The organism is Sodalis sp. RH15 (genome assembly GCF_047324255.1).
In the GTDB taxonomy this organism is placed as follows: Bacteria; Pseudomonadota; Gammaproteobacteria; order Enterobacterales; family Enterobacteriaceae; genus Acerihabitans; species Acerihabitans ligni.
In genome coordinates this window covers 3,309,923-3,332,809 of the sequence record NZ_CP178738.1, presented here as the reverse complement: position 1 = coordinate 3,332,809, position 22,887 = coordinate 3,309,923, and the positions used below count along the sequence as shown (strand labels likewise).

General features: G+C 54.0%; 19 protein-coding genes. 9 read left to right on the top strand and 10 right to left on the bottom strand.

Translation table 11 applies throughout. The annotated features are described in order from the left end of the window. Positions 1 to 64: 64 nt before the first annotated feature. From dcp to ACL2XO_RS15190, 3 genes are all read right to left on the bottom strand, one after another. Positions 65 to 2,125 (bottom strand): peptidyl-dipeptidase Dcp, encoded by a 2,061-nt coding sequence (gene dcp / locus ACL2XO_RS15200; protein WP_413740973.1) that lies wholly within the window; start codon positions 2,123 to 2,125, stop codon positions 65 to 67. A 130-nt stretch (positions 2,126 to 2,255) separates the two neighbouring features. Next, the gene (locus ACL2XO_RS15195; RefSeq protein ID WP_413740972.1) at positions 2,256 to 3,305 is read right to left on the bottom strand and encodes an NAD(P)-dependent alcohol dehydrogenase; all 1,050 of its coding nucleotides are present in this window, start codon (positions 3,303 to 3,305) and stop codon (positions 2,256 to 2,258) included. Continuing rightward, positions 3,298 to 3,426 carry a hypothetical protein gene (locus ACL2XO_RS15190; RefSeq protein ID WP_279433130.1) on the bottom strand — a complete coding sequence of 43 codons (129 nt, stop codon included), beginning with the start codon at positions 3,424 to 3,426 and terminating at the stop codon, positions 3,298 to 3,300. The genes ACL2XO_RS15195 and ACL2XO_RS15190 overlap by 8 nt, the downstream gene beginning before the upstream one ends. 225 nt (positions 3,427 to 3,651) lie before the next feature. Here ACL2XO_RS15190 and ACL2XO_RS15185 point away from each other — a divergent pair, with 225 nt between their 5' ends. Then, positions 3,652 to 6,642: an autotransporter outer membrane beta-barrel domain-containing protein gene (locus ACL2XO_RS15185; RefSeq protein WP_413740971.1), complete on the top strand. Its 2,991-nt coding sequence runs from the start codon at positions 3,652 to 3,654 to the stop codon at positions 6,640 to 6,642. On the opposite strand, the gene guaD is transcribed toward ACL2XO_RS15185, so the two are convergent. Then, a complete protein-coding gene (guaD, locus tag ACL2XO_RS15180) occupies positions 6,626 to 7,954 on the bottom strand; it encodes a guanine deaminase (RefSeq protein WP_413743066.1) in 1,329 nt (442 codons plus the stop codon). The two genes, ACL2XO_RS15185 and guaD, sit on opposite strands and share 17 nt — an antisense overlap. Before the next feature lie 394 nt (positions 7,955 to 8,348). On the opposite strand from guaD, the gene ACL2XO_RS15175 reads away from it, so the two are divergent. Continuing rightward, positions 8,349 to 9,407: an aldo/keto reductase gene (locus tag ACL2XO_RS15175; RefSeq protein ID WP_132921551.1), complete on the top strand. Its 1,059-nt coding sequence runs from the start codon at positions 8,349 to 8,351 to the stop codon at positions 9,405 to 9,407. A 65-nt stretch (positions 9,408 to 9,472) separates the two neighbouring features. Then, positions 9,473 to 10,219: a bifunctional NADP-dependent 3-hydroxy acid dehydrogenase/3-hydroxypropionate dehydrogenase YdfG gene (gene ydfG, locus ACL2XO_RS15170; protein WP_132921552.1), complete on the top strand. Its 747-nt coding sequence runs from the start codon at positions 9,473 to 9,475 to the stop codon at positions 10,217 to 10,219. Between the two features lie 120 nt (positions 10,220 to 10,339). Here the strand turns inward: ydfG and ACL2XO_RS15165 are convergent, their stop codons facing one another. Continuing rightward, positions 10,340 to 10,669: a YnfA family protein gene (locus ACL2XO_RS15165; protein WP_413724476.1), complete on the bottom strand. Its 330-nt coding sequence runs from the start codon at positions 10,667 to 10,669 to the stop codon at positions 10,340 to 10,342. A 155-nt stretch (positions 10,670 to 10,824) separates the two neighbouring features. Between ACL2XO_RS15165 and ACL2XO_RS15160 the strand changes: the two genes are divergently transcribed. Beyond that, on the top strand, positions 10,825 to 11,172 hold the full coding sequence (locus tag ACL2XO_RS15160) for a DUF1283 family protein (protein WP_203521396.1): 348 nt from the start codon (positions 10,825 to 10,827) through the stop codon (positions 11,170 to 11,172). A gap of 99 nt (positions 11,173 to 11,271) precedes the next feature. After that, on the top strand, positions 11,272 to 11,535 hold the full coding sequence (locus tag ACL2XO_RS15155) for a DUF1161 domain-containing protein (RefSeq protein ID WP_132921555.1): 264 nt from the start codon (positions 11,272 to 11,274) through the stop codon (positions 11,533 to 11,535). Between the two features lie 125 nt (positions 11,536 to 11,660). Here the strand turns inward: ACL2XO_RS15155 and bioD are convergent, their stop codons facing one another. From bioD to ACL2XO_RS15135, 4 genes are all read right to left on the bottom strand, one after another. Beyond that, on the bottom strand, positions 11,661 to 12,350 hold the full coding sequence (bioD, locus tag ACL2XO_RS15150; protein WP_132921556.1) for a dethiobiotin synthase: 690 nt from the start codon (positions 12,348 to 12,350) through the stop codon (positions 11,661 to 11,663). Positions 12,351 to 12,608: 258 nt separating this feature from the next. Next, positions 12,609 to 13,463 (bottom strand): hypothetical protein, encoded by an 855-nt coding sequence (locus ACL2XO_RS15145; protein WP_413740970.1) that lies wholly within the window; start codon positions 13,461 to 13,463, stop codon positions 12,609 to 12,611. Between the two features lie 171 nt (positions 13,464 to 13,634). Further along, entirely contained in the window at positions 13,635 to 14,852 is a 1,218-nt protein-coding gene (locus ACL2XO_RS15140; protein WP_132921557.1) for an ROK family transcriptional regulator, read from the bottom strand. 212 nt (positions 14,853 to 15,064) lie between these two features. Beyond that, positions 15,065 to 15,973, bottom strand: a complete 909-nt coding sequence (locus ACL2XO_RS15135; protein ID WP_132921558.1) for a LysR family transcriptional regulator — start codon at positions 15,971 to 15,973, stop codon at positions 15,065 to 15,067. Between the two features lie 155 nt (positions 15,974 to 16,128). On the opposite strand from ACL2XO_RS15135, the gene ACL2XO_RS15130 reads away from it, so the two are divergent. Next, on the top strand, positions 16,129 to 17,343 hold the full coding sequence (locus tag ACL2XO_RS15130) for an MFS transporter (protein ID WP_413743065.1): 1,215 nt from the start codon (positions 16,129 to 16,131) through the stop codon (positions 17,341 to 17,343). Positions 17,344 to 17,455: 112 nt separating this feature from the next. Beyond that, on the top strand, positions 17,456 to 18,388 hold the full coding sequence (gene tus / locus ACL2XO_RS15125; protein ID WP_413740969.1) for a DNA replication terminus site-binding protein: 933 nt from the start codon (positions 17,456 to 17,458) through the stop codon (positions 18,386 to 18,388). Positions 18,389 to 18,407: 19 nt separating this feature from the next. Here the strand turns inward: tus and fumC are convergent, their stop codons facing one another. Beyond that, on the bottom strand, positions 18,408 to 19,808 hold the full coding sequence (fumC, locus tag ACL2XO_RS15120; RefSeq protein WP_132921561.1) for a class II fumarate hydratase: 1,401 nt from the start codon (positions 19,806 to 19,808) through the stop codon (positions 18,408 to 18,410). A gap of 155 nt (positions 19,809 to 19,963) precedes the next feature. Here fumC and manA point away from each other — a divergent pair, with 155 nt between their 5' ends. Together manA and ACL2XO_RS15110 are read left to right on the top strand one after the other, a co-directional pair. Then, complete coding sequence (manA, locus tag ACL2XO_RS15115) at positions 19,964 to 21,142, top strand: mannose-6-phosphate isomerase (RefSeq protein WP_413740968.1); 1,179 nt, start codon at positions 19,964 to 19,966, stop codon at positions 21,140 to 21,142. Positions 21,143 to 21,293: 151 nt separating this feature from the next. After that, a complete protein-coding gene (locus ACL2XO_RS15110; protein WP_413740967.1) occupies positions 21,294 to 22,817 on the top strand; it encodes a YdgA family protein in 1,524 nt (507 codons plus the stop codon). Positions 22,818 to 22,887: the final 70 nt, after the last annotated feature.

Genomic DNA, 22,887 nt, shown 5'->3' with positions numbered 1-22,887 from the left:
AACGCCCCGGGGCGCTGGCCTAAGGTGAGAAATGATTTAACTCGTTTCATTGCGGACGATTCTTTTAGTCGTCTTTCAAACCGCGATAATTAAGCATCGGTTCGATAGCGGGAATTTTTCCACGCCAGTTCACATAGAGCTGTTCCAAATCCTGGCTATTGCCTCGGGATAAAATCCTATGGCGAAAATCCCGGCCATTTTCCTCCGTCAGCCCTCCCCGCTCCTTAAACGCGTCGAATGCATCATCCGCCAGCATTTGTGTCCACAAGTAGGCGTAATATCCTGCGGCATAGCCGCCGCCCCAAATATGCTGAAAATAGCTGGAACGATAGCGCGGCGGCACATAAGGCAAATTAACGTTATCCCGATCCAGCGAGGCGGCTTCAAAGGCGGCAACATCCATATCCGGCCGGGTTTCTTCCAGAGTATGCCAATGCATATCCAGCAGAGCGGCCGCCAAAAGTTCAGTCATGTCATAGCCCTTATTGAATCGAGACGCTTTTTCAATCTTTTTCACCAGGACATCGGGCATGGATTCTCCGGTTTGATAATGCCGGGCGTAATGGGCAAAGATGCTCGGTTCATCGGACCAGTGTTCATTGAACTGAGAGGGAAATTCCACGAAGTCCCGTGGCGTGGCGGTGCCTGACAGACTGGGGAACTCCTGGTCAGCGAACAGACCGTGCAGGGTATGGCCGAATTCATGGAACAGGGTAACGACATCATCCCAGGACAATAGCGCCGGCTCGCCGTCCGCGGGTTTACTGAAATTAGCCACGTTGTAGATAACCGGTCGGGTGCCGAGCCGGGTGGACTGATCGGCAAAATTGCCCATCCATGCCCCGCCGCCTTTGTTATCGCGCTGAAAATAATCAGTATAAAACAATGCCAGCGGGGAGCCGTCTAGATTAAGGATCTCATAGACCTTGACATCCGGATGGTAAACCGGAATATCGGCGCGTGGCGTAAAACTGATACCGTACAACAGGCTTGCGGCGTGGAATACGCCCTGTTCCAGCACCTGGTTAAGCGGGAAATAGGGTTTTATTTCGGCATCATTGAGATCGTATTTATTTTTACGTACCCGATCGGCATAAAATTGCCAATCCCAGGCGGCCAGCTCAAAACAGTCCCCCTGCCCGTCGATTAAAGCCTGAATATCAGCCGCCTCCCGGCGAGCCCTTGCCGTGGCTGCCGGGACAATCTTGCGCATAAAGTCCAGCGCCGCCGCCGGCGTTTTGGCCATTTGATCTTGGAGCGCCCAGCTGGCGTAATCGGCAAACCCCAGCAGTCTGGCCTGCTCAGCCCGTATTTGGGCCAGCCTGAGGATGATGCGCCGCGTATCATGCTCATCGCCTTTTTCCGCCCGGCTGATGGACGCTTTAAAAAGCGCCTCTCGGGTATCGCGACGGCTTAATGACTGCAACAATGGCTGCTGTGTGGTGTTTTGTAATACGAGCAGCCATTGATTTTGCAAACCGTGTTCATCGGCCGCGCGCCGCGCGGCGGCAAGCTCGGCGGCGGTCAACCCTTCAAGCATTGCCGGGTCCGTTATCGCCAGCGCGCCTTGACCGGCGGCGTCCAGCAACAGATGGGTAAAGCGAGTGCTTAATGTCGCCGCTTCCTGATTGAGCAGCGACAGCTGCTGTTTGTCCGCGGGGGACAATTGCGCGCCTGACAGCAGGAAATTTTGGTAGGTGATGTCGATAAGCCGCCGGGATTCCGCGGAGAGGGACAGCTCGTTGCGGCCCTCATATACCGTCTGCAAACGGTTGAATAATGCGCTGTTAAGCTTGATGGCATCGTTCATGGCCGCCAGTTTAGGCGATTGATGTTCATCAATCCCCCGCAGCGTGTCGCTGGTATTGGCGGAGGACATCGCCCCGAAGATACTCATTACCCGCTTTAGTAGTAATCCGGACTGTTCCAGCGCGGCATAGGTATTTTCAAAAGTGGGGGGCGCAACCTGATTTGCTATTGCATCGACTTCAGCCAGATAGGCCCGGATCCCCTCTTCTATTGCCGGATTATAATCCTCTTCCGAGATCAGATTAAACGGCGGCGCTTGATATGGCAGGGTGCTGGCCTGAAAAAACGGGTTCTGGTAGCGCGGTTGTTGCGTCATGCTCGGCTCCTGCACGTATAAAGGGTTACCGCGCCGTATCACCATTATCGGCATGGCGACAAGCGCGGTATTTACGTCAGTTTACCCCAAGCATATCGGGCATGGATAGGCCGATGGCGCTTATGCCCTCTTAGGCGTTTTCCAGGGATGCCATATCAATAACGAACCGATAGCGAACATCGCTTTTCACGACCCGTTCGTAGGCGTGATTGATTTGCTGGACGCCAATCATCTCGATATCGGAGACAATGTCATGTGCACCGCAGAAATCCAGCATCTCCTGGGTTTCCTTGATGGAGCCGATGCCTGATCCCGCCAGGCTGCGCCGTCCATGAATCAACGCACCGGCCGCCAGGGGAACCTTATTCTCCGGAATGCCCACCAGTACCATCGAGCCGTCGATTTTCAACAGGGAAAGATAGGCTCCCCAGTCAATTTCCGCCGCTACCGTGCAGACAATAAGGTCGAAAGTATTTTTCAGCTTTTCGAAGGTGGCCGGATCCTGTGTGGCGTAATAATGATCGGCGCCCAGGCGCAGACCGTCCTCTTTTTTCGATAGGCTCTGGCTGAGTACGGTGATTTCGGCGCCCATGGCGTGACCAATTTTGACCCCCATATGGCCCAGGCCGCCGAGACCGACAATCGCCACTTTTTTACCGGGCCCGGCCTGCCAGTGCCGCAGCGGAGAATAGAGCGTTATGCCGGCGCAAAGCAACGGCGCGGCGGCATCCAGCGGCAGGTTGTCGGGAATGGAAAGGACATAGCCCTCCTTTACCACGATATGATCGGAATAACCGCCCATGGTGGGAGTTTTGCCGTCGCGCTCCAGGCTGTTATAGGTTAACACCAGCCCTTCGCGGTACTGTTCCAGATCCACATCCCGTTCGGCGGAATGGGTACAGGAGTCGACAAAACAGCCGACCCCGACGCGATCGCCGATATTGAATTTTGTTACGGCGTCACCCTTGGCCACCACTTCCCCGACGATTTCATGCCCCGGCACCATGGGGAAAATCGCGCCGCCCCACTCATCCCTGGCCTGGTGGATATCGGAATGACAAATACCGCAATAGGCGATTTTTATCACCACATCATCTTTGTTCGGGGCGCGGCGTTCAAAATAGTAGGGTGTCAGAGGGGCTTTGGCAGCCAGCGCGGCATAACCTTTTGCTTTAGACATACAGCGAACTCCCGATTGGTTGGTTGTAAAGTTGACGGCACAGCTCCGTCACTCTGTCTAACAGGCCTTCCACTTTGCCTGACAACGGCGGCGCCAGGGTAGACTGATATTGTTTCATCATTGCCTGATCCTGCAAAATCGCCGATAGAGCTGAAAAACAGCACATATTATCTATATTAAAACTCTAGGTTAATGGCGGATAAACAATAAATCCGTTTCAGCTGATTTTTAATGTGTTCTGGTTAAAATACGCCGGTATAACGATATATTTAGATATATGAACTAATAATTTAATTATACATAATGTTCACTTTCTTGATTATTTCATTTTTTGCAACAGGCCAACATGAAAAAAATAAATAAAGCCCTGATGGGCATGCTTACCTTTATGGGAAGTATGATGCCTCTGTATGGCGATGATACGGTCCCCTCGGGAGTAAAAACGATAAAGTCATCCAATAAAGCGCCCCCGGGAGGGAAAACTTCGGCGGATGTCATTTCAAATCAGCGTTTTCAGGGAAAAAACGCGCAAAAGACAAATAATAAAACCCACGGCGGCGATGGATTGCTAATCAAACCCTTATTAGGCCATGCCTCGCTGAAAAGCGTCATCTCGGCGGGTGGCGCCGGTAATAGCGGCGGCCATGGCGTCGCCGCCTATGGGGGGGTAAAAAAGCTGAATATGGACGGCAGCACCATAACCGGCGGCGCGGTTAAAAAAGTAAAGACTCTCTTGCCGGAAGACTTAAAAAGCCCTGTTTTTGTCGGCGGGGCCGGAATATTTTGTCAAGCCCCGCCCCTCCAGGCCGTTGATATCACGATTAATAACAGTACGATTACCGGCGGCGCGGCATCCGGAGCCGGTAATCTTCTTGACTCAGTCGGCAATGGCCTTGCGGTGATGGGAAGATCTGATATTTTGCTCAACAACGCCGCTGTCCTCAGCGGTAACAATGGCCGTGGAGGGGACGCCGTTAACGCTGGCGGTGGTTCTGTCACTGTGGTTAAAAGCCTGGTTAAAAGCCATGGCGCCGCGGGTATCGGGGTAACTGGCCCCACTCTTATCCGCGTGGATAATACCAGTAAAATTGATGGGGGCAAGAATGGCGGCATCGGTATTTACACCCGTCACGGCAGCAGCGTGGAATTAAGCGGAACGGTAAAAGGAGGACGTTATGCCGTTTTGTTCAGTGGAGATAATAATACCTTGACGTTACGTAATGGTTTTAATCTACAGGGTAAGATCGCAGCGGACGGAATAAACAATCGGCTGAATTTAATGAGCGCTAATCAAGATGAAAATAGCTTTGACCTAAGCATTATCGATATAGCCAATAATCGGCAGGGATTTTCCGCGCTTGATAAAATGGGCGAGGGAAACTGGACGCTGAATAATAATAATGTTGCCGCCGGCGGTCTGGAACAGGTTGCCGTAAAACACGGGAGCTTGACCCTGGCCAAAACGGCGATATTATCCGCCGGTGAAGTGTACAATGGCCCGGCTGCTTTTTTAGGCGGCAGCGGGACCATCAGAGGCAACGTGAAAAATGCCGGGACGCTTTATATGGGTAAAATGCAGCCTCTCGCCCCTTTTCAGTCCCTGATTATCGAGGGCGATTATCACGGCGAGCAGGACTCCCTTATCCGCTTCAATACTCGGCTGGAGGGGGACGATTCCCTGACCGACCGGCTGGTCGTCCGAGGTAAAATTACCGGCCATAGCCTGGTGCAAATCAATAATTTTGGCGGCGCCGGCGCCAGGACGAATAAAGGCATTCTCATCATCGAGGCGCAGCCGGGTAATAACCCGCCGCCGGCGGACACCTTCAGCCTGAGTCACCGGGTTGTGGCGGGTGCATATGATTATTTTCTTAAACAGGAAGGCAATCGTTGGCTGCTCAGCACCGATTTGCCGGGACAATCCGTCTCCCCTCCCGTTGGAACGACAACATCCGCATCCGAACAAACGCAAGGGAACCTGCCTCCGCCCAAACCCCCGCGTAGTTTTTCCCATAAGGCGCCGGAAGAGGACCTGGAAGCGCAAAAATCCCCGCCTCCGCCAAAACCCCCGCGTACCTTTAATCAGTTAGATGAATCGGCGACGGCTGAAACGAATCAAGTTCTTGTTACTGCATTCACACGCCATGACCAGGGCATTACCGCAGCGGATACCTTAGCTGAAACGAAACACCCGGATGTTGCCTGTTTAACAATGGATGAGGTTCCTTTCACGTGGATGGCGCCAGAGGCTGAAACGGACATAACGGCGGTAAAGCCGATGGCAAGAGAGATTGACCCGCCGGCAACGGCTGATGAAAGTGATTACCACCCTCTTCCCGTCGTGTCGGTAATGGCCGGGCAAGCGCCGCTGCGGCCGGAACCGGGCATTTATGCCGCCAATCTGGCCGCGGCAAATACGCTTTTTATCACCGGCATGCACGACCGTATAGGCGAACCCGCCTACCCCGGCGCCTTGGCTTCCCTCGAGGAATCGGTTTATCCCGGCCTATGGATAAGGATGGTCGGCGGACGCAATAAGGCATCCATGGCGAACGGACAGATAGCGACGCGAACGGATAGTCAGCTGGTCCAGCTTGGCGGAGAAATTCTGCATATCGGCGGCAACGGGTCCCAAGGCACGCATATAGGGCTGATGGCCGGTGGCGGACAAAGCCGCAGCCGGAGCCGCGCCGCCGTTACCGGTTATCAGGCAGCCGGGGGAATCGAAGGTTACGCCGTGGGCCTTTACGGTACCTGGCATCAAAACGATTGCGGGCAGAAAGGGCCGTACCTGGACGTCTCGCTGAACTATGGCTGGTTCAATAACCGGGTCAAAGGCGAATCGCTGGCGGAGGAGCGCTACCGCTCCAAGGGCCTGGCAGGAAGCGTTGAAGCCGGTTATCACAGGAAATTCCATGAAGGCTCGCAGGTTAATGCCTATCTGCAGCCCCGGTTGCAATTGACCTGGATGGGTGTGCGGGCCGCGCATACTGAAATAAACGGTGACAGGTTTGTCCTGCTTGGCAGCGGTAACATACAGTCCCGTTTAGGCAACCGAGTCTACATTGAGAAGCATGTCCAGGGACTCAATGGCCGCCAGCATATATTTAAACCCTATATTGAAACCAGCTGGGTCCATAATACCCGTGCATTTGGCGTGTCGATAAACGGCGATCGGTTGCGGCAGGAAGGCGGAAGAAACCTCGCCGAGGTGAAAATCGGCCATGAAGGACAAGCGAACCGCCGCGTTGCCGTTTGGGGTAGCCTGGGGTACCAGGCCGGGACCGGCGGTTTCAGTAATACCGTCGGCACCTTGGGTATTAAAGCCCGCTTTTAACCGTACTGTCCCGGCAATAGGCGGGCTGACCCTCGATCCAGGTTTGATAGATATTGCGATCGTCGCCGAGCATCATCAGCGCGAACATCCGTTCGGCAAAATCGGTGCTTTTTTGCTGCCGCAGCCGTTGCAGCGGGGTCGCGGCCGGATCAAGCACCACAAAATCCGCCTCTTTGCCGGGCATGAAATTACCCAATACGCCATCCAGGGCAAGCGCCTGCGCCGCCCCCAGCGTGGCGTGATAAAACGCCTCGTACACCGACAGGCAATAGCCCTGCAGCTGGCCGACCTTATAGGCTTCCGCCAGGGTTTGTAACAGATTAAAGGTGGTGCCGGCGCCGACATCCGTGCCGATGCCCAGCGGGATGTGGTGATCCCAGCATTTTTGCAGATTGAATAATCCGCTGCCGAGAAAAAGATTCGAGGTGGGGCAAAAAGCGATGGAGGAGTGGGAGCGTTCCAAGGTACGCCACTCTTCGGCGTCCAGATGCAGACAGTGGGCGAAAACGCTTTTGCGGCCGGTCAGGCCATAGTGGTGATACACGTCCAGATAACCGGCATGGTCGGGAAACAAGGATTTTACCCAGGCGATTTCATGGCGGTTTTCACTGAGGTGCGTTTGCAAATACAGGTCCGGGAATTCCCGGCGCAATCCGCCGACCATGGCCAGCAGATCCGGCGATGACGTAGGGGCGAACCGGGGCGTTAACGCATAGCTTAAACGTCCTTTATGATGCCAGCGGTTAATGAGGGCGCGTGTTTCCGCTTCGCTGTGTTCCGGGGTTTCCAGCAATTCCGGCGGCGCATTGCGATCCATCATGACCTTTCCGGCGATAATGCGCATATTGCGTTCCAATGCGGCGGCAAACAATGAATCGACGGATTGGGCATGTACGGTGCCGAAAATCATCGCGGTGGTGGTGCCGTTGCGCAGCAACTGGTCGAGAAAAAACGACGCCATTTCCCCCGCGTGTTCCGGACAGTGGTACTGCTCCTCGGCGGGAAAAGTATAGGTGTTCAGCCATTCCAGCAGTTGGTTGCCGTACGATCCGATGATTTCCGTCTGGGGATAATGCAGGTGGCTGTCGATAAAGCCCGGCACGATGATTTTCCCTGGGAAATGGCATATCTCCATACCAGGGGAAATATCCGGCGCGGCAGTGGACCAGGGGCGTAAAGAAAGGATTCTGCCCTGCTCCATCAGCAGCAGGCCGTCATCCATAATCCGTGCGGATTGCGCCAGCTCACCGGCATGGGAAACCGGTTGGGTAAAGTCAAAAAAGCGGCCGCGGACGGCTTTGATATCACTCATGGCATCGGCCTTTATCATTTGCAGCATTATGCTCTTGGTAAACATGGCAAATTCCATGCCATTGTCGCTACAGCGGAATTCATGATAAAGAATCTAATTATCAGTGTATTACCACCAAATGTATGGCAAGTTGCGGATAAACAGAAACTGCCGGCCTTGAATTGATGCTAAGCAAACGGTTGCTTTTTGTTGTAATCCATTCCTCGCGTTCATTTCATTTTCATTGTACTTTGTATGACGATTCATATTTCTAAAGCGCTGCATAATTAGGCAATAATCAGCCACTATATAGCTTGGCTATGTTAACAAAACGCACGATGATAAAACCCGCGCACTAAAATGACGCATTGCGATATCAATCAGCCCTTAAAGTACCCTTGCTAGGAGAATTCATATGGAATATCGTCAACTTGGCCGTTCCGGCCTGAAAGTATCGGTATTGAGTCTCGGCACCATGACCTTCGGCGGTAAAGGCAAATTTGCCAAAGTCGGCGATACCGGCGTGGCTGAAGCCCGCCGCCAGCTCGCCCTGTGTGTCGAGGCGGGTATAAATCTGTTCGACACCGCCGATGTTTATTCCCAGGGAGTATCGGAAGAGATCCTGGGCGAGGTCCTGAAGGAAAAACGCACCAGTGTTCTGGTTGCTTCCAAGGCCCGTTTCCCTATGGGCACCGGTCCGAACGATCGCGGTTCGTCCCGCCATCATCTGATTCGCGCCTGTGAAGCCAGCCTTAAGAGGCTGAAGACCGATTATATCGATTTGTATCAATTGCATGAATGGGATGGGGTGACGCCCCTGGAAGAAACCCTTTATGCCCTGGAGCATTTGGTGGACAGCGGCAAGGTGCGTTACGTGGGCGTATCGAACTTTTCCGGCTGGCATTTGATGAAAACCCTGGGCGTGTCGGAACGGCTGAAGCTGATTCGGCCGGTCAGCCAGCAGATCCACTATTCCCTGCAATCCCGTGAAGCCGAATATGAACTGCTGCCCATTACGCAGGATCAGGGTTTGGGCGTACTGGTATGGAGTCCGCTGGCCGGCGGCCTGTTATCGGGGAAATACCGCCGCGATCGCCAGCCGGAAGGCAGCACCCGCCATCTGGAGGAGTGGAATGAGCCGCCGATTTACAATCAGGACGCGCTGTATGACATCATCGACGTTTTGGTGGATATCGCCGATGCCAGGGGTGTTTCAGCGGCGCAGGTAGCCCTGGCCTGGCTGATTAGCCGTCCTTCGGTGACCTCGGTCATTATCGGCGCGCGTACCGAAGATCAGCTGAAGGATAATCTGCTGGCGGCGGATTTGGTCCTTAACAGCGATGAAATCAATCGCCTCTCCGATGTCAGCCGCCCGCCGTTGATCTATCCTTATTGGCATCAGGCGCAAACCGCTTCCGACAGATTATCGGCGGCGGATCTCTCTTTGATTGCGCCTTATTTACGCAAGCCGTAGTCCGCAAAGCATTGCGAGCCGATTTAAAACGAGTCGCTTTACCGTACGTTACGAGGAACCGCTAGATGATTATTTTCGTTACCGGCGCAACCGCTGGGTTTGGTGAAACCATCACCCGTCGGTTTATTCAGCAGGGCCATAAGGTTATCGCTACCGGCCGCCGTCAGGAACGCCTTGATGAATTGAAATCCGAGTTGGGGGAAGCGCTGTTCACCCTAAAGCTTGATGTACGCGATCGTGAAGGGGTTCAGAAGGCGGTGGACTCCCTGCCCGCCCAGTGGCGTGAAGTGGATGTGCTGGTGAATAATGCCGGCCTGGCGTTGGGCATGGAGCCGGCGCACAAAGCCAGTCTCGATGATTGGGAAAGCATGATCGACACCAATAACAAGGGACTGGTCTATATGACCCGCGCCCTGCTGCCCGGTATGGTGGAGCGCCGCCGCGGGCATATAGTCAATCTTGGTTCCACCGCCGGCCGCTGGCCTTATGCCGGCGGTAACGTTTACGGCGCCACCAAGGCGTTTGTCCGCCAGTTCAGTTTGAATTTGCGCACCGATTTAGTGGGCACGAAAGTGCGCGTGACGGATATTGAGCCGGGTTTGGTGGGCGGTACTGAGTTCTCGGCGGTGCGGTTCAAAGGGGATAACGACAAAGTCGCCAATACCTATAAAAATGCCGACCCGCTCATGCCGGAAGACATTGCCGAGGCGGTGTATTGGGTCACGACGCTACCGGCCCATGTCAATATCAACGTGCTTGAAATGATGCCGGTCAACCAGTCCTTTGCCGGACTGAGCGTTCATCGGGATTAATCCTGCGGCGGGCCGCTTATATCGCCGGCCCGCCGAAATTTCGTCCCCCTCGGGATTTATCTGTGGTTTCCTCCCTTTTATCTCCCCATCCCCTGCTTCCATTAGCCTGATCAGCGGCGTTTAGACGCTTTTGGCCCAACCGGAAACAATGATCAATACGCCGGCAAAGATCACCGCCGCTCCCAGCCAATCCTGCTGCGTCAATTTCACCCCGTCGATAAATCTGAGCCATAAAAACGCCGTCAGGATATATACCCCGCCATAAGAGGCATAAATGCGTCCGCTGGCGGCCGGATGCAGCATCAGCAAGCTGACGAAGACTGCAAGACTGGCTGCGGCGGGGATCAGCAATAAAATACTGCCGCCCTTTTGTACCCAAAGATGGGGAAGATAGCAGCCAAGAATCTCTGCGACGGCGGTGGCGAAAAACAACAGGGTGGTTTTCAGCATTGACAGTTTTTCTCCACTATAGGTAACAAAATGTGTACAACAAAGATGTCATATAGGGTAAGGCAATGTTATTATGGCAATAAATAGTTGAGCCACAGGCGCCGGCAGCTGTATTTACCTAGTTGTACCTACTCATAGACGAAAGGGAAGATAGTATGAAAACCACTTCACATCAACGACTGTTCCGCGGGATGCTGCCGGTCGCTTTGCTGGTCTTTTCCGCCGCCACCGGCGCGGCAAGCCGCAGCCAACACATTATTATCGACTCAGGCGATAATGCCATGACCCGAGAAGAGGCAAGGGAAAACCGGGAGCAATGGGATGCGACGCGCAGTCTGCGCAATAAGATAAACAGCCGGGCGGAAAAGGATTTTGATAAATATGACCGGACGGCGGACCTGCGGGACCAATGCGTGAACAGTGATAATCTTAACGCCTATTGGGAGCCCAATAACGGCCGCTGCCTGGACCGCGGTACCGGTCGCCCGGTAATGATGCCTTAACCTGATGAATTACCCAATTCCAGTGGGGCTGCTATCCTTAAATCGGTAATTCTTCTAAGGTCACATTTCAAGGTTACATTTTCTGATAAGGACGATAAGATGAATAAGTTAAGCATGTTAGGGACGCTGCTGGCCCTGTTGATACCTGTAGCGGCGCAGGCCTCCTGTGAAAGCGTTAAAGCGGATATCACCCAGAAGATTGTCGCCAACGGCGTGGAGGAATCCAGCTTCCATTTGGATATAGTTCCCAGCGATCAGGCTGACCAGGCCGGCGGACAGGTTGTGGGCCATTGCGACAATGATACGCAGAAAATAGTTTATCTGCGTACCGGCGCCGATACCAACAGCGCCCCCAGCCCCTAGCACAAACGATATGACATCAGGGCGGCTCCCCTCGCCCTGGCTATCACGCATAGATATACTGTGCCGACAGCACAAAACTCATTACGCTTTGCATAATTTGTTAAGCGAGCAAATCAACTTCAAGATCAAGCGAACGCTATATCTTTTTGATCCATGATGCTGCCTAATTCAATATAACCGGAGAGATCGCGCTGTTCCGGCCGAGGTAAATAAGGCAATTCACCTAATTGAGGTGCGGGTATTTTGGTTCTCAGAACATCCATAATTTCCGCATAATGGGCTAATCCGGGATTGATACGATTGGCCACCCAGCCTAATAATGGTAAGCCATCATGAATAATGGCCTGCGCGGTTAATAAAGCGTGATTAATGCAGCCAAGTTTAATACCGATCACTAATATTACCGGCAATTGCTCCTGGATCACCCAATCTGAATAAGGGCGGTAGTCACTCATGATCGTCCGCCATCCGCCGCTGCCTTCCACCACCACCGTGTCGGCTAATTCGCTCAAATGCTGCAGCCCTTGGGACATCAGGCCGTAATTGATTTCACCGCCGGTATAGGCGCTGATTTCCTCTTCCCGCAGAGTAATAGGATTTATCTCAGCATAAGGCAGCTTAATGGAAGAAGAGGCACCGAGGATCACCGCGTCCTTATTGCGTAAGCCTTCGGACGTTTCCTCGCTGCCCCGGGCGATGGGCTTATACCCTACCGCGGTCAGCTTGCGTGCCGCCAGGTTTTGCAACAGCGCGCGCGAGACAATGGTCTTGCCGACAGCGGTATCAGTACCGGCAACAAAAATACGCTTCAACATGACAACTCCAGCCTGTCGTTAATCCATTGGACATGTTTAAATGATCGGATAAGAGAAATGTACGTGATATTCTCCCGGCACGGCTTGCGTTAGCTCAATATTTTATCGGAAGATGCGCTTATGATACGAATTCAGGCCGAAAAGCGTGTGTCGCTATGCCGCCGCCGTATACATAAGGGTTGGTTCAAGCATGCATAAGGAAAGGCAAACTCTCCCCCGCGCATGCATTGATTTGTTGGCTGCTACGGACATTGCATCTCATCTCCTGGATAAGAACTGTTGCATAGCATTCTTCAAATGCTCACGGGGGTCTCTGGTTGGCTCATTTCCATTCGTTATTGCTGGTCTGGATAGCTGCTCGGGAAATTGAGTATTTGCTGGTACTAATTCATTCCCTTGAGGATTGGCTATCGCACGCCAGGAAGGCTGTTGGGAAAACGGAGTATTAACCCTGACTAATTCATTCCCACGGGTATTCCCATTGGTTAAAGCGGGTCTGGTAGGGAGTTGCTGTGTAGGAGGGTAATAGTTTGATATTATTGCAATAAGGTCATTCACGTTAGAAAAGCCATTTAAATCAGGGTTAGAAACCCGTGTGGGATATTGCCAGCCGGTACCTTGATCGAATACCGTGCCAAAATTTGAGTGAGTTGATTGGTAAGTTGATAAGTGGTCTATGCTGATATCTTTATGCGCTTTGACATGACCAGCATTAGAGTTAATGAGATTCACATTGGAGAATTCTGATGTCAAATATTTTTCTGATGCTTGGTCACAATTTATTGTCGTAAGTTCTTTGTGAGCTTTGACATTTGCACCAATCAAGCACCCCTCAAGTTTAACATTGCCAAATTTTGATTCAATGTTAGCATCGATAATGACAGCATTGCGTATTTCGATATTTTTGTCCGCATGGATTTTCCCAGTGACAAAATAAGGCTCTTCGGGGTTGTCAGAGTCTATAAAGACTCCGCCAAACTCCGAATGAACATTTTTAATATGCTGAGAAATTTTCGAGTTACTGCTGATTTTTATATCGTTTTTGGAAGTCACATTGCCAGGACGCTCCTGGGGGAATACAAACGACGATATAGCGGTAGTTGAATTATTCATGTGTTAACCTTTTAACAACAGATGATTTATGAAAAGCTTTTCTTAGGACAACTCTATTTAATAACAACAGAAGACGATTTCCAATAAACCTTCTTTAAATAAAGTGTGATATCTTAAAATGATGGCTGATGTATAAAGGGAGATAGATAGGATTATTTGGTATTGACGAAATTAACCCTGCAGCAGTTTCAACAGCAGCGAACCGTCGTAAAGCGCATCTTTTACCAAGGCGGCGCCGGGCATGGTGCCCTGGTTCATAAAGCGCGTCGCTTGTACTGTGATGTTTTTACTGTAATCCGGCAACGATTGCTGACGGATATTGGACAGGATCACCGGGAAGAGAATGTCTGAAGCCGGGTTGAGCGGCGAACCCACCAGAATCTTTTCCGGATTGAACAAATTGACCATAATGGCCAGTATCCGCCCCACGCTGTTGCCGATGCCGACGATAATGTCGCGGGCCAGGGTATCCCCGGCGTTGGCCGCGGCGCAGAGTGACTCCACGCTGACGCCGGTGTCGTTCAGGGCGGAATCCATATTAAGGGCCAAGCGCTGGCGGGTCAGGTCAAGAATGCTTTCGATACCGGCCACGGTTTCCAGGCAGCCCCGATTGCCGCAGTAGCAGCGTTTGCCATAAGGCTCCACCTGGGTGTGGCCGATTTCCACCAGGCTTCGGCTGCCGCCATGCAGCAGGGTTCCGCCGGTAATTACGCCGGCGCCGACATTGTGATCGATGACGATCTGGATGACGTCGTTGCAACCCCGCGCCGCGCCATACAGCGCCTCGGCCATGGTCCAGGCGCAGATATCATGCTGCAGGTAGACCGGTACGCCGATATGCTCGCTCAGGGCGGGCCCCAGGGACAGGTTATCCACATTGTACCAGGGCATGCGGTGTACCATGCCCGCCGAGGCGTCGATAATGCCCGGCAGGGTCACGGCGATAGCCGTCAGCCGTTCCAACAGGCTTTGATGGCGGATAAAAAACTGGTCGATGGTCTGTATCAGGCGTACCAGTAATGGCTCAGGCGCCTGTGCCGCCAAAGGGACCGTATCTTCAACGATAAGATGGCTGCTGAGTTCACGCAGGGCCAAGGTAATAGTGCCGTGTCCGATACGCACTGAAAGAAAATGCCAGGCTTGGGTTTCCACCACCAGGCCGATGGCCGGCCGGCCGCGCAGCCCGTTTTCCTGATATTCGGTTTCCGCCACCAGATGGGCTTCCACCAGTTCACGGACAATCTTGGTGATGCTGGCCGGGGCGAGCCGGGCTTCTTTCGATAAGGCGATACGCGAAATCGGACCAAAAGAATCAATCAGACGATAGACAACACCCGCATTGGTCTGTTTGATTTGATCGATATGCCCCGGTTGACCATGGCCAATCACTCACCCTGCTCCTGATATTTTCACGCTATAAAATAATTGATTCCGGCTATGGTGAGACTTTTAGATTTAACCGTCAAATATTTGATTAGTTATGTGATTTAACGCACATTATCAGCTGTGTTCGGCGTCTTTTACCGTAGCAGCCATGGCGGAAAAGGACATTCGTGACGCTCGCGCCCGCTATAGGTCTTTCCTTGATACCAAGTCTACCATTATTCTTTTAACATTAAATTGATCAACATCTTGGCCGCGGCGGAAAGTGTGCGCTGCCGGTGGGTGACCAGCCAGACCTCCGTCTTGGCTTCGGGCTCCTTTAAAGTAAGATAACGCACGCTGTCCACCCTGATTCGCGCGAAGGAAGCCGGCAGTATGGATACCCCCAGTCCGGCGGAAACCAGGCCGATAATCGTCATTGCTTCGCCTACTTCCTGAGTGATATAGGGCTGGATATCGAACCGTTTTAGCAACAGCAGCGTATCGTCATACAGGCCCGTTCCCACCTTGCGGTCGAAAAAGACAAACGGCTCACGGGCCAATTGCCGAAGTGAAATCACGCTATCCGGCTCCTTGGCCAGCGGATGATCCTGGTGTACCAAGGCCATCAGCGGTTCGCGGAGCAATAATTGATGATCCAGTCCATCAGGCAGAGTGGTATTACGCATCAACCCGATATCGAATTTACCGTTAAGCAAGGGTTCAATCTGCTGCTTCGTGTTGGTTTCCACCATTTGAATATGGATATCGGGATGCTGCTGCCGAAAGGCCAGCAGGCTGGCGGAGATGCTTCTGATAAAGGGGGTGGATGAGGTAAACCCAACGGTAATCTCTCCCAGCTCACCACGATGGATCCGGGCGGCGCGGTCCGCCGCCTGATTGACCTGCTCGATAATCAGCCACGCCTGCTGCAAAAATAGTTTTCCCGCCGGGGTCAGGCGCACATTGCGATTATTGCGTTCCAAAAGCTGGGCGCCCACCTGTTGTTCCAGTATCTGGATCTGCTGGCTTAACGGGGGTTGAGAAATATGCAGCTTTTCAGCGGCGCGGCCGAAATGCAGCGTTTCAGCGACGGCGATGAAATAGCGTAAATGGCGCAGTTCAATATGACGCAACTCAGTATTCATACTTTAAACATATCAATTGAGATTATTAATATATTAGACAACAAAGACAAATATTCCTATGATTTCCCTCAAATACTTCCAAAGGATATAGTGTGAACACCCCATCGCGTAACACCGCGCATGAGCCTGCGACGCCTCATCAAACGTCAGCCGCCATTCATCATCTTCCGGTTAAACTCGCCTTCATTGAACGTGGTACGCCGCAGTTTATGCGGTTGACGTTAGCGCTTTTTTCCGCCGGTTTGGCCACGTTCGCCCTGCTCTACTGCGTTCAGCCTATTTTGCCGGTCTTGTCACAGGATTTCGGCGTATCGCCGGCCACCAGCAGTCTGTCGCTTTCGGTGTCCACCGGCCTGATGGCGTTGGGACTGCTGATAACCGGTCCGCTGTCCGATGCCGTCGGACGCAAATCGGTGATGGTAGTGGCGCTTTTGCTGGCGGCGCTGTTTACCCTAATGAGCGCGTTTATGACCAGTTGGCAGGGAATCCTGATAATCCGCGCGTTGGTCGGGTTATCCTTAAGCGGTGTGGCGGCGGTGGCGATGACCTACCTGAGCGAAGAGATCCACCCAAGCGTGGTGGCCTTCTCCATGGGGCTCTATATCAGCGGTAACTCCATCGGCGGCATGAGCGGCCGGTTGTTAAGCGGGGTTCTGACCGACTTTTTTTCCTGGCGTATCGCCATCGGGGTTATCGGCCTGCTGGCGCTGGCCAGCGCCGTGATGTTTTGGCGGATCCTGCCGGCATCGCGTCATTTTCGCCCGTCTTCCCTAAAACCCCATACGCTGGCTATTAATTTCCGGCTGCAGTTTCGTGATGCCGGTCTGCCGATGCTGTTCGCCGAAGGCTTTTTGTTGATGGGCGCCTTTGTTACGCTGTTTAATTACATCGGTTATCGCCTGCTGGCCGCGCCATGGTTTCTCAGCCAGGCGGTGGTGGGCCTGCTTTCAGTCGTCTATCTCACCGGCACTTACAGCTCACCCAAAGCCGGCGCCCTGACCGCCCGCTACGGCCGCGGCCCGGTATTGATGGTGTCGATTATGATTATGCTGGCGGGGCTGCTGATTACCTGGTTTAATTCCCTGATTATCATCCTCATCGGCATGATGCTGTTCACCGCCGGTTTTTTCGCCGCCCACTCCACCGCCAGCGGCTGGATAGGAAGGCGCGCGCGCCGTGCCAAGGGACAGGCATCCTCCCTTTATCTCTTTTGCTATTATGTCGGGTCAAGCACCGCCGGCACGCTGGGGGGATTTTTCTGGCACAGTTTCGGCTGGACCGGCGTGGTGCTGTTCCTATCCTGCCTGCTGCTCATAGCCCTGTTTGTGGCGCGGCGGTTGCGTCATCTACCTGAGCTACGCAGGCTTTAAACGCGCTCTTCTTCAAAATCCCCGAGATCCTGCCAAGCGAAGAGGATCTCGGTTGTTAAGGGGTGGCTTTGTTTGCTATATATTGTATGTTGTAACTAAAGGAGTCTTTCTTATGCGCCCTCTTGACCTTATAGCCCGGCTTAATGAGCGTTTCACTACGCTGCAAGAACGCCTGAGGAATTTCCAGTTCCTGCTCACTGACGCCCCCTGGCTCACCGGCCGGGTTTTCGAATTGCCGGAAGTGGAAAAAGGCCGCGAGCATCAACCCGTTACGGGTATCCCGGTTATTCAGCATCTCGGGGCGCAGGCCCTCAGCCGGGGATTGGAGCACTTCCAGCGGATGTTTATCTACCATCAGAATCAGAACAGCAGCGCCAAGGCGGCCATTCGCCTGCCCGGCGCCCTGTGTTTTGATGTTGATGAGGCTTTGCTTGAGAATGTGCTGGCGTTGACGGCGGAAATTAATCGCCTAAAAGCCGAGTTATCCCATATGATTACCGTGGAATCGGCATTGCCTCCCGAACAGCGTTTCGAGTTTGTCCATACTCACCTGCGCGGCTTGAAAACCCTGAGCGCCTATCGGGCATTACAGGTTATTGTCGATCCCTGGAGCGTCCGTTTCGGCTGGGCCAATAAGCAGATAATAAAAAACCTGACCCGGGCGGAGGTGCTGGCCATGCTGAAAAAGAGCCTGGAGGCAGGCCGTGCGGTGCCCCCTTACAGTAAAGAGCAGTGGAGCGAGAAGATACGGCAGGAGATGGATGTCATCGGCAAACTGCCGCCGGATATCCGGTTGAAAATAAGGCGGCCGGTGAAGGTACAGCCCATCGCCCGCGTGTGGTATCAGGAACAGCAGCGGCAGATTCAGTACGCCTGCCCTTCCCCGCTTATCGTTTTGTGCCGGCGGCATGCCGGGGCGCCGGTGCCCCAACTGGGGGAATTAACAGATTATCGACGCGATACCATTAGGCATAAATACAAACCGGCCTCACGGCCGGCGCATTTGGTTATTGAACGATTGCATCTGTATGTCGCCGAAGACTAACGCCTTAGCTTGCGGCTGATTAATTTTTAAGACTGCCCACCATATCTTCCGGCCGGACCCATTGATCGAACTCCTCTTCGGTCAAATAGCCCAGCTTCAGCGCCGAGGCCTTCAAGGTCAGCCCCTCTTTATGGGCCTTTTTGGCGATCTCCGCCGCTTTGTCATAACCGATATGGGTATTGAGGGCGGTAACCAGCATCAGGGACTCGTTCAACAGCTGTTCGATGCGGGGCCGGTTGGGCTCGATTCCCACGGCGCAGTGGCGGGTAAAGCTGTCAATGCCGTCCGCCAGCAGCCGTACCGATTGCAGGAAATTATGAATGATCATCGGCCGATAGACGTTTAATTCAAAATTGCCCGAGGCGCCGCCGATATTCACCGCCGTGTCATTGCCCATAACCTGGCAGCACAGCATGGTCATGGCTTCGCACTGCGTCGGATTGACCTTGCCCGGCATGATTGAGCTGCCCGGTTCGTTCTCGGGGATGCTGATTTCGCCGATACCGCACCGGGGGCCGGAAGCCAGCCAGCGCACATCGTTGGCGATTTTCATCATTGACGCCGCCAGCCCTTTCAGCGCGCCGTGGCCGTGAACCAGCGCGTCGCAGGTGCCCAGCGCTTCGAATTTATTGGGGGCGGTGACAAAGGGATGTCCGGTGAGCTCCGCCAGGGCTTTCGCCACCCGCACCGCGTATTCGGGATGGGTATTCAGGCCGGTACCGACCGCGGTGCCCCCCAGCGCCAGCTCGCATAAATGAGGAATGCTCTGCTCGATATGGGTGAGACTGTGGTCCAGCATCGATACCCAGCCGGAAATTTCCTGACCCAGGGTCAAGGGGGTGGCATCCTGCAAATGGGTGCGGCCGATTTTGACGATATCACGAAAATCGGCGGACTTTTGCGCCAGGACTTCCCTTAATGCATTGATTTTGGGGAGCAGATGTTCGTTCAGGGCGATGACCGCCGCCACATGCATGGCGGTAGGAAAGACGTCGTTGGAGCTCTGGCTTTTGTTAACATCGTCGTTGGGATGCACCAGGCGCCCTTCCGCGCCGCGTCGTCCCCCCAGGAGTTCGCTGGCGCGATTGGCCAGCACTTCATTCATGTTCATATTGCTCTGGGTGCCGGAACCGGTTTGCCAGATAGCCAGCGGAAATTCTTCCGGATGCTTGTGGTCCAGCACTTCGTCCGCCGCGCTGATAATGGCGTCGGCGCGATCGGCGGGCAACAGGCCCAAATCCTTGTTGACCTGCGCGGCCGCGCGTTTGGTCCGGGCCAGGGCGGCGATGAGGGCTGGCGGCATTTTTTCACTGGAAATACGAAAGTGTTCCAGGGAGCGCTGGGTTTGCGCTCCCCACAAACGTTCGGCCGGTACTTCGATCGGTCCCATGGAATCTTTTTCGACGCGGGTAGCTGTCATTAATGCCTCCTGGTATTCTTCCTAATGATCAATATCCTGCCCGGCAACGGTTCCAAGCCAACGCCGGACATTGATAGTATAGTGCCGTAGAAAAGCTTACCATCATGCGACCGGCTCGCGATATCACATTTGGGATTCAGTAAGGGCAGTTAACAATGAAAAAAATGATCAACTCTGTTCAGCATTACGCCTGGGGCAGTAAGGATGCCTTGTCCAGACTGTACGGCATCGCCAATCCGGACAACCAGCCGATGGCGGAGCTCTGGATGGGCGCGCACCCCAAAAGCAGCTCCGTAATAAGCGATGAACAGGGCCATGACATCAGCCTGCGGGATTACATAGCCCGGCAGCCGGCGGCGCTGCTGGGCAAGGCGGTGGCCGAACGTTTCGGCGAGCTGCCGTTTTTGTTCAAGGTGCTGTGCGCCCAGGAACCCTTGTCCATTCAGGTCCACCCCAGCAAATCCGCCGCCGAGCGTGGTTTCGAGCTGGAAAACCGCCGGGGCGTACCCTTTGACGCCGCTAATCGTAATTACAAGGATCCTAACCACAAGCCCGAATTGGTTTTTGCCCTGACGCCTTTTCAGGCCATGAACGGCTTTCGCGAACTGTCATCGATGGTTTCCCTGCTGCAGCCGGTGGCCGGCGCCCATCCCTCCATCGCCGCGTTTTTACAGCACCCGGATCCCTCGCATCTGGCTCAGCTGTTCGGCGACCTGTTAAGTATGGCCGGCGAGGAAAAATCGCTGGCGCTGGATATCCTGAAAAATGCCCTGGGCCATCAGCACGGCGAGCCATGGGACACCATTCGCATGATTGCCGGTGATTATCCGGATGACAGCGGTTTGTTCTCCCCGCTGCTGCTCAACGTGATTACCCTGCAACCCGGCCAGGCCATGTTCCTTTATGCCGAAACGCCCCATGCCTATTTGCACGGCGTGGCGCTGGAAGTCATGGCCAACTCGGATAACGTGCTGCGGGCCGGACTGACGCCGAAATACATCGACGTGCCTGAATTATTGGCGAACGTGAAATTTATCGCCAAGCCGCAGGAAGAATTGCTGACCCAGCCCACCGGCAGCGGCGGCGCCGCCCTGCGCTTCCCGATTCCGGTGGAGGATTTCGCTTTTTCGCTGCATAACCTGTCTTCGAACCCCCAGGCGCTGGCACAGCATAGCGCGGCCATTCTGTTTTGCGTCGAAGGCCAGGCGGTGCTGGAAAAAGGGGGGCAATCCCTGCGGCTCAACGCCGGCGAATCGGCATTTATCGGCGCGGAGGAGTCGCCGGTCAACGCCAGCGGCACCGGCCGGCTGGCCCGTGTTTTTAACGAACTTTAACGGTTGTTCCGTCAGGAAGGCCCGCTATTGCTGCTATTATTGATAGCAGGTGTACCCGACAGCCTGTAACAGGAAGGGTATAAGGCAGGGTTCGTTTATTGGCTCGTTACAACAACTTGGAATGGGAAATAATAATAAGGATGAATCGACAATGAGAAAATCACTTATCGCCGTCGGCGTTATTGTCATTTTAGGCGCGGCATGGACCGGCTCGGCCTGGTATACCGGCAAACAGTTTGAACAACGGTTGCCCGCCCTGCTGGATGAAGCCAACGCCCGCATCAAAACCACCTTTCCCGAAGCCGGGGTGAAACTGGCGGTGCAAGATTACCACCGGGCGCTGTTCTCCAGCCGTCTGAACGTGGTATTGCTGTCGGACGGCAGCACCGGTGACAATAAGCCGCTAAAACCCGGCGACGAAATCGTCATCAGGGAAAACGTCGATCACGGTCCTTTTCCCTTCGCCCAGCTGAAAAAAGGCGTGTTTATCCCCAGTATGGCGTCTGTCCAGAGCCGATTGGCCGAGACGCCGTTCGTCAAGCCGCTGATAGCCGCCAGCCAGGGTAAGTCGCCGGTATCCGCCGTCACCCGCGTCGGCTATAGCGGCGATACGGTGTCGGCCATCGATTTCGCCCCCCTCGATTATAAAGATGCCGATTCGCTGGTCCGCTCCAGCGGCGGCCAGCTTAATGCCGCCATTGATCACGACCTGAACAAGGTTACGCTGGATGGCGCCCTTTCCAGCCTGGTGGTGGCGGGGATTAATCAATTCCAGCAGCGGGAACAGGTGACGTTGCATGATGTGAGCGTCGACAGCGATACCCATAAAGGTAAGCAGGGTTACAGCATCGGCGACAATACCCTTAAGGTAAAATCGCTGATTTACAACCTTGATGGCAAGGACATGCTCAACACCGACAACCTGTCCCAGGTAACCACCGCCACGGAAGACGGCGATAAGCTGAATGTACAGGTCGCCTACAGCCTGGATATGCTCCATGTGCAGGGTCAGGAATTCGGTTCCGGTAAATTGACCGTCAAGCTGTCCAACCTTGATGCCAAGGCCATCGCGCAATTCAGCGATCGGTACCATAATCAGGTACAGCAGATCATGCAGCAGACCGGCGCCGCCGATCCGGCTGTGCAGCAGGAACAGATCACCCAGGCGTTGATTACCAGCCTGCCGCTGGCCCTTAAGGGCAGTCCCTATTTGTCTATCGCCCCCCTGAGCTGGAAAAACAGCAAGGGCGAAAGCGCCTTCAACCTGACGCTGAATGTCAACGACCCGTCCCAGCTGCCGCCCGGCGCGCCGGCGACGACGCCGGAGCTGCAACTGGCGAGGTTTGTCAATAAGCTGGATGCCAAGCTGACCATCCCGCTGGATATGGCCACTGAATTAACCACTCAGTTCGCCAAAATCCAGGGTTATAACGCCGATGAAGCGCAAAAACTGGCTAAGCAGCAGGTGCAGGGATTGGCGGCCATGGGCCAGATGTTCAAATTGACCACCGTGGATGATAATGTTCTTAGCAGCAGTTTTCACTATGCCGACAATCAGGTGAATCTGAACGGCCAGAAGATGTCATTGCAGAGCTTTTTAGGTTTGTTCGGCCTGTTCGGCGCACCGGACAGCCCGACGCAGCCGGTACAGCCCCAGGCCGTGCCGCAGCCTTAACGGCAAAACCAGAGCCCCCTATCGCCAGATCGGGGGCCCGACAGCCTCATTTGAGCCTCGCGGCGCCGAT

Coding starts and splice junctions, on each gene's coding strand:
- dcp (WP_413740973.1), bottom strand. CDS start 2,125: ATGACGCAACAACCGCGCTACCAGAACCCGTTTTTTCAGGCCAGCACC.
- manA (WP_413740968.1), top strand. CDS start 19,964: ATGAAAAAAATGATCAACTCTGTTCAGCATTACGCCTGGGGCAGTAAG.
- ACL2XO_RS15195 (WP_413740972.1), bottom strand. CDS start 3,305: ATGTCTAAAGCAAAAGGTTATGCCGCGCTGGCTGCCAAAGCCCCTCTG.
- ydfG (WP_132921552.1), top strand. CDS start 9,473: ATGATTATTTTCGTTACCGGCGCAACCGCTGGGTTTGGTGAAACCATC.
- ACL2XO_RS15165 (WP_413724476.1), bottom strand. CDS start 10,669: ATGCTGAAAACCACCCTGTTGTTTTTCGCCACCGCCGTCGCAGAGATT.
- ACL2XO_RS15190 (WP_279433130.1), bottom strand. CDS start 3,426: ATGATGAAACAATATCAGTCTACCCTGGCGCCGCCGTTGTCAGGCAAA.
- bioD (WP_132921556.1), bottom strand. CDS start 12,350: ATGTTGAAGCGTATTTTTGTTGCCGGTACTGATACCGCTGTCGGCAAG.
- guaD (WP_413743066.1), bottom strand. CDS start 7,954: ATGAGTGATATCAAAGCCGTCCGCGGCCGCTTTTTTGACTTTACCCAA.
- fumC (WP_132921561.1), bottom strand. CDS start 19,808: ATGACAGCTACCCGCGTCGAAAAAGATTCCATGGGACCGATCGAAGTA.
- ACL2XO_RS15160 (WP_203521396.1), top strand. CDS start 10,825: ATGAAAACCACTTCACATCAACGACTGTTCCGCGGGATGCTGCCGGTC.
- ACL2XO_RS15185 (WP_413740971.1), top strand. CDS start 3,652: ATGAAAAAAATAAATAAAGCCCTGATGGGCATGCTTACCTTTATGGGA.
- tus (WP_413740969.1), top strand. CDS start 17,456: ATGCGCCCTCTTGACCTTATAGCCCGGCTTAATGAGCGTTTCACTACG.
- ACL2XO_RS15155 (WP_132921555.1), top strand. CDS start 11,272: ATGAATAAGTTAAGCATGTTAGGGACGCTGCTGGCCCTGTTGATACCT.
- ACL2XO_RS15145 (WP_413740970.1), bottom strand. CDS start 13,463: ATGAATAATTCAACTACCGCTATATCGTCGTTTGTATTCCCCCAGGAG.
- ACL2XO_RS15135 (WP_132921558.1), bottom strand. CDS start 15,973: ATGAATACTGAGTTGCGTCATATTGAACTGCGCCATTTACGCTATTTC.
- ACL2XO_RS15110 (WP_413740967.1), top strand. CDS start 21,294: ATGAGAAAATCACTTATCGCCGTCGGCGTTATTGTCATTTTAGGCGCG.
- ACL2XO_RS15175 (WP_132921551.1), top strand. CDS start 8,349: ATGGAATATCGTCAACTTGGCCGTTCCGGCCTGAAAGTATCGGTATTG.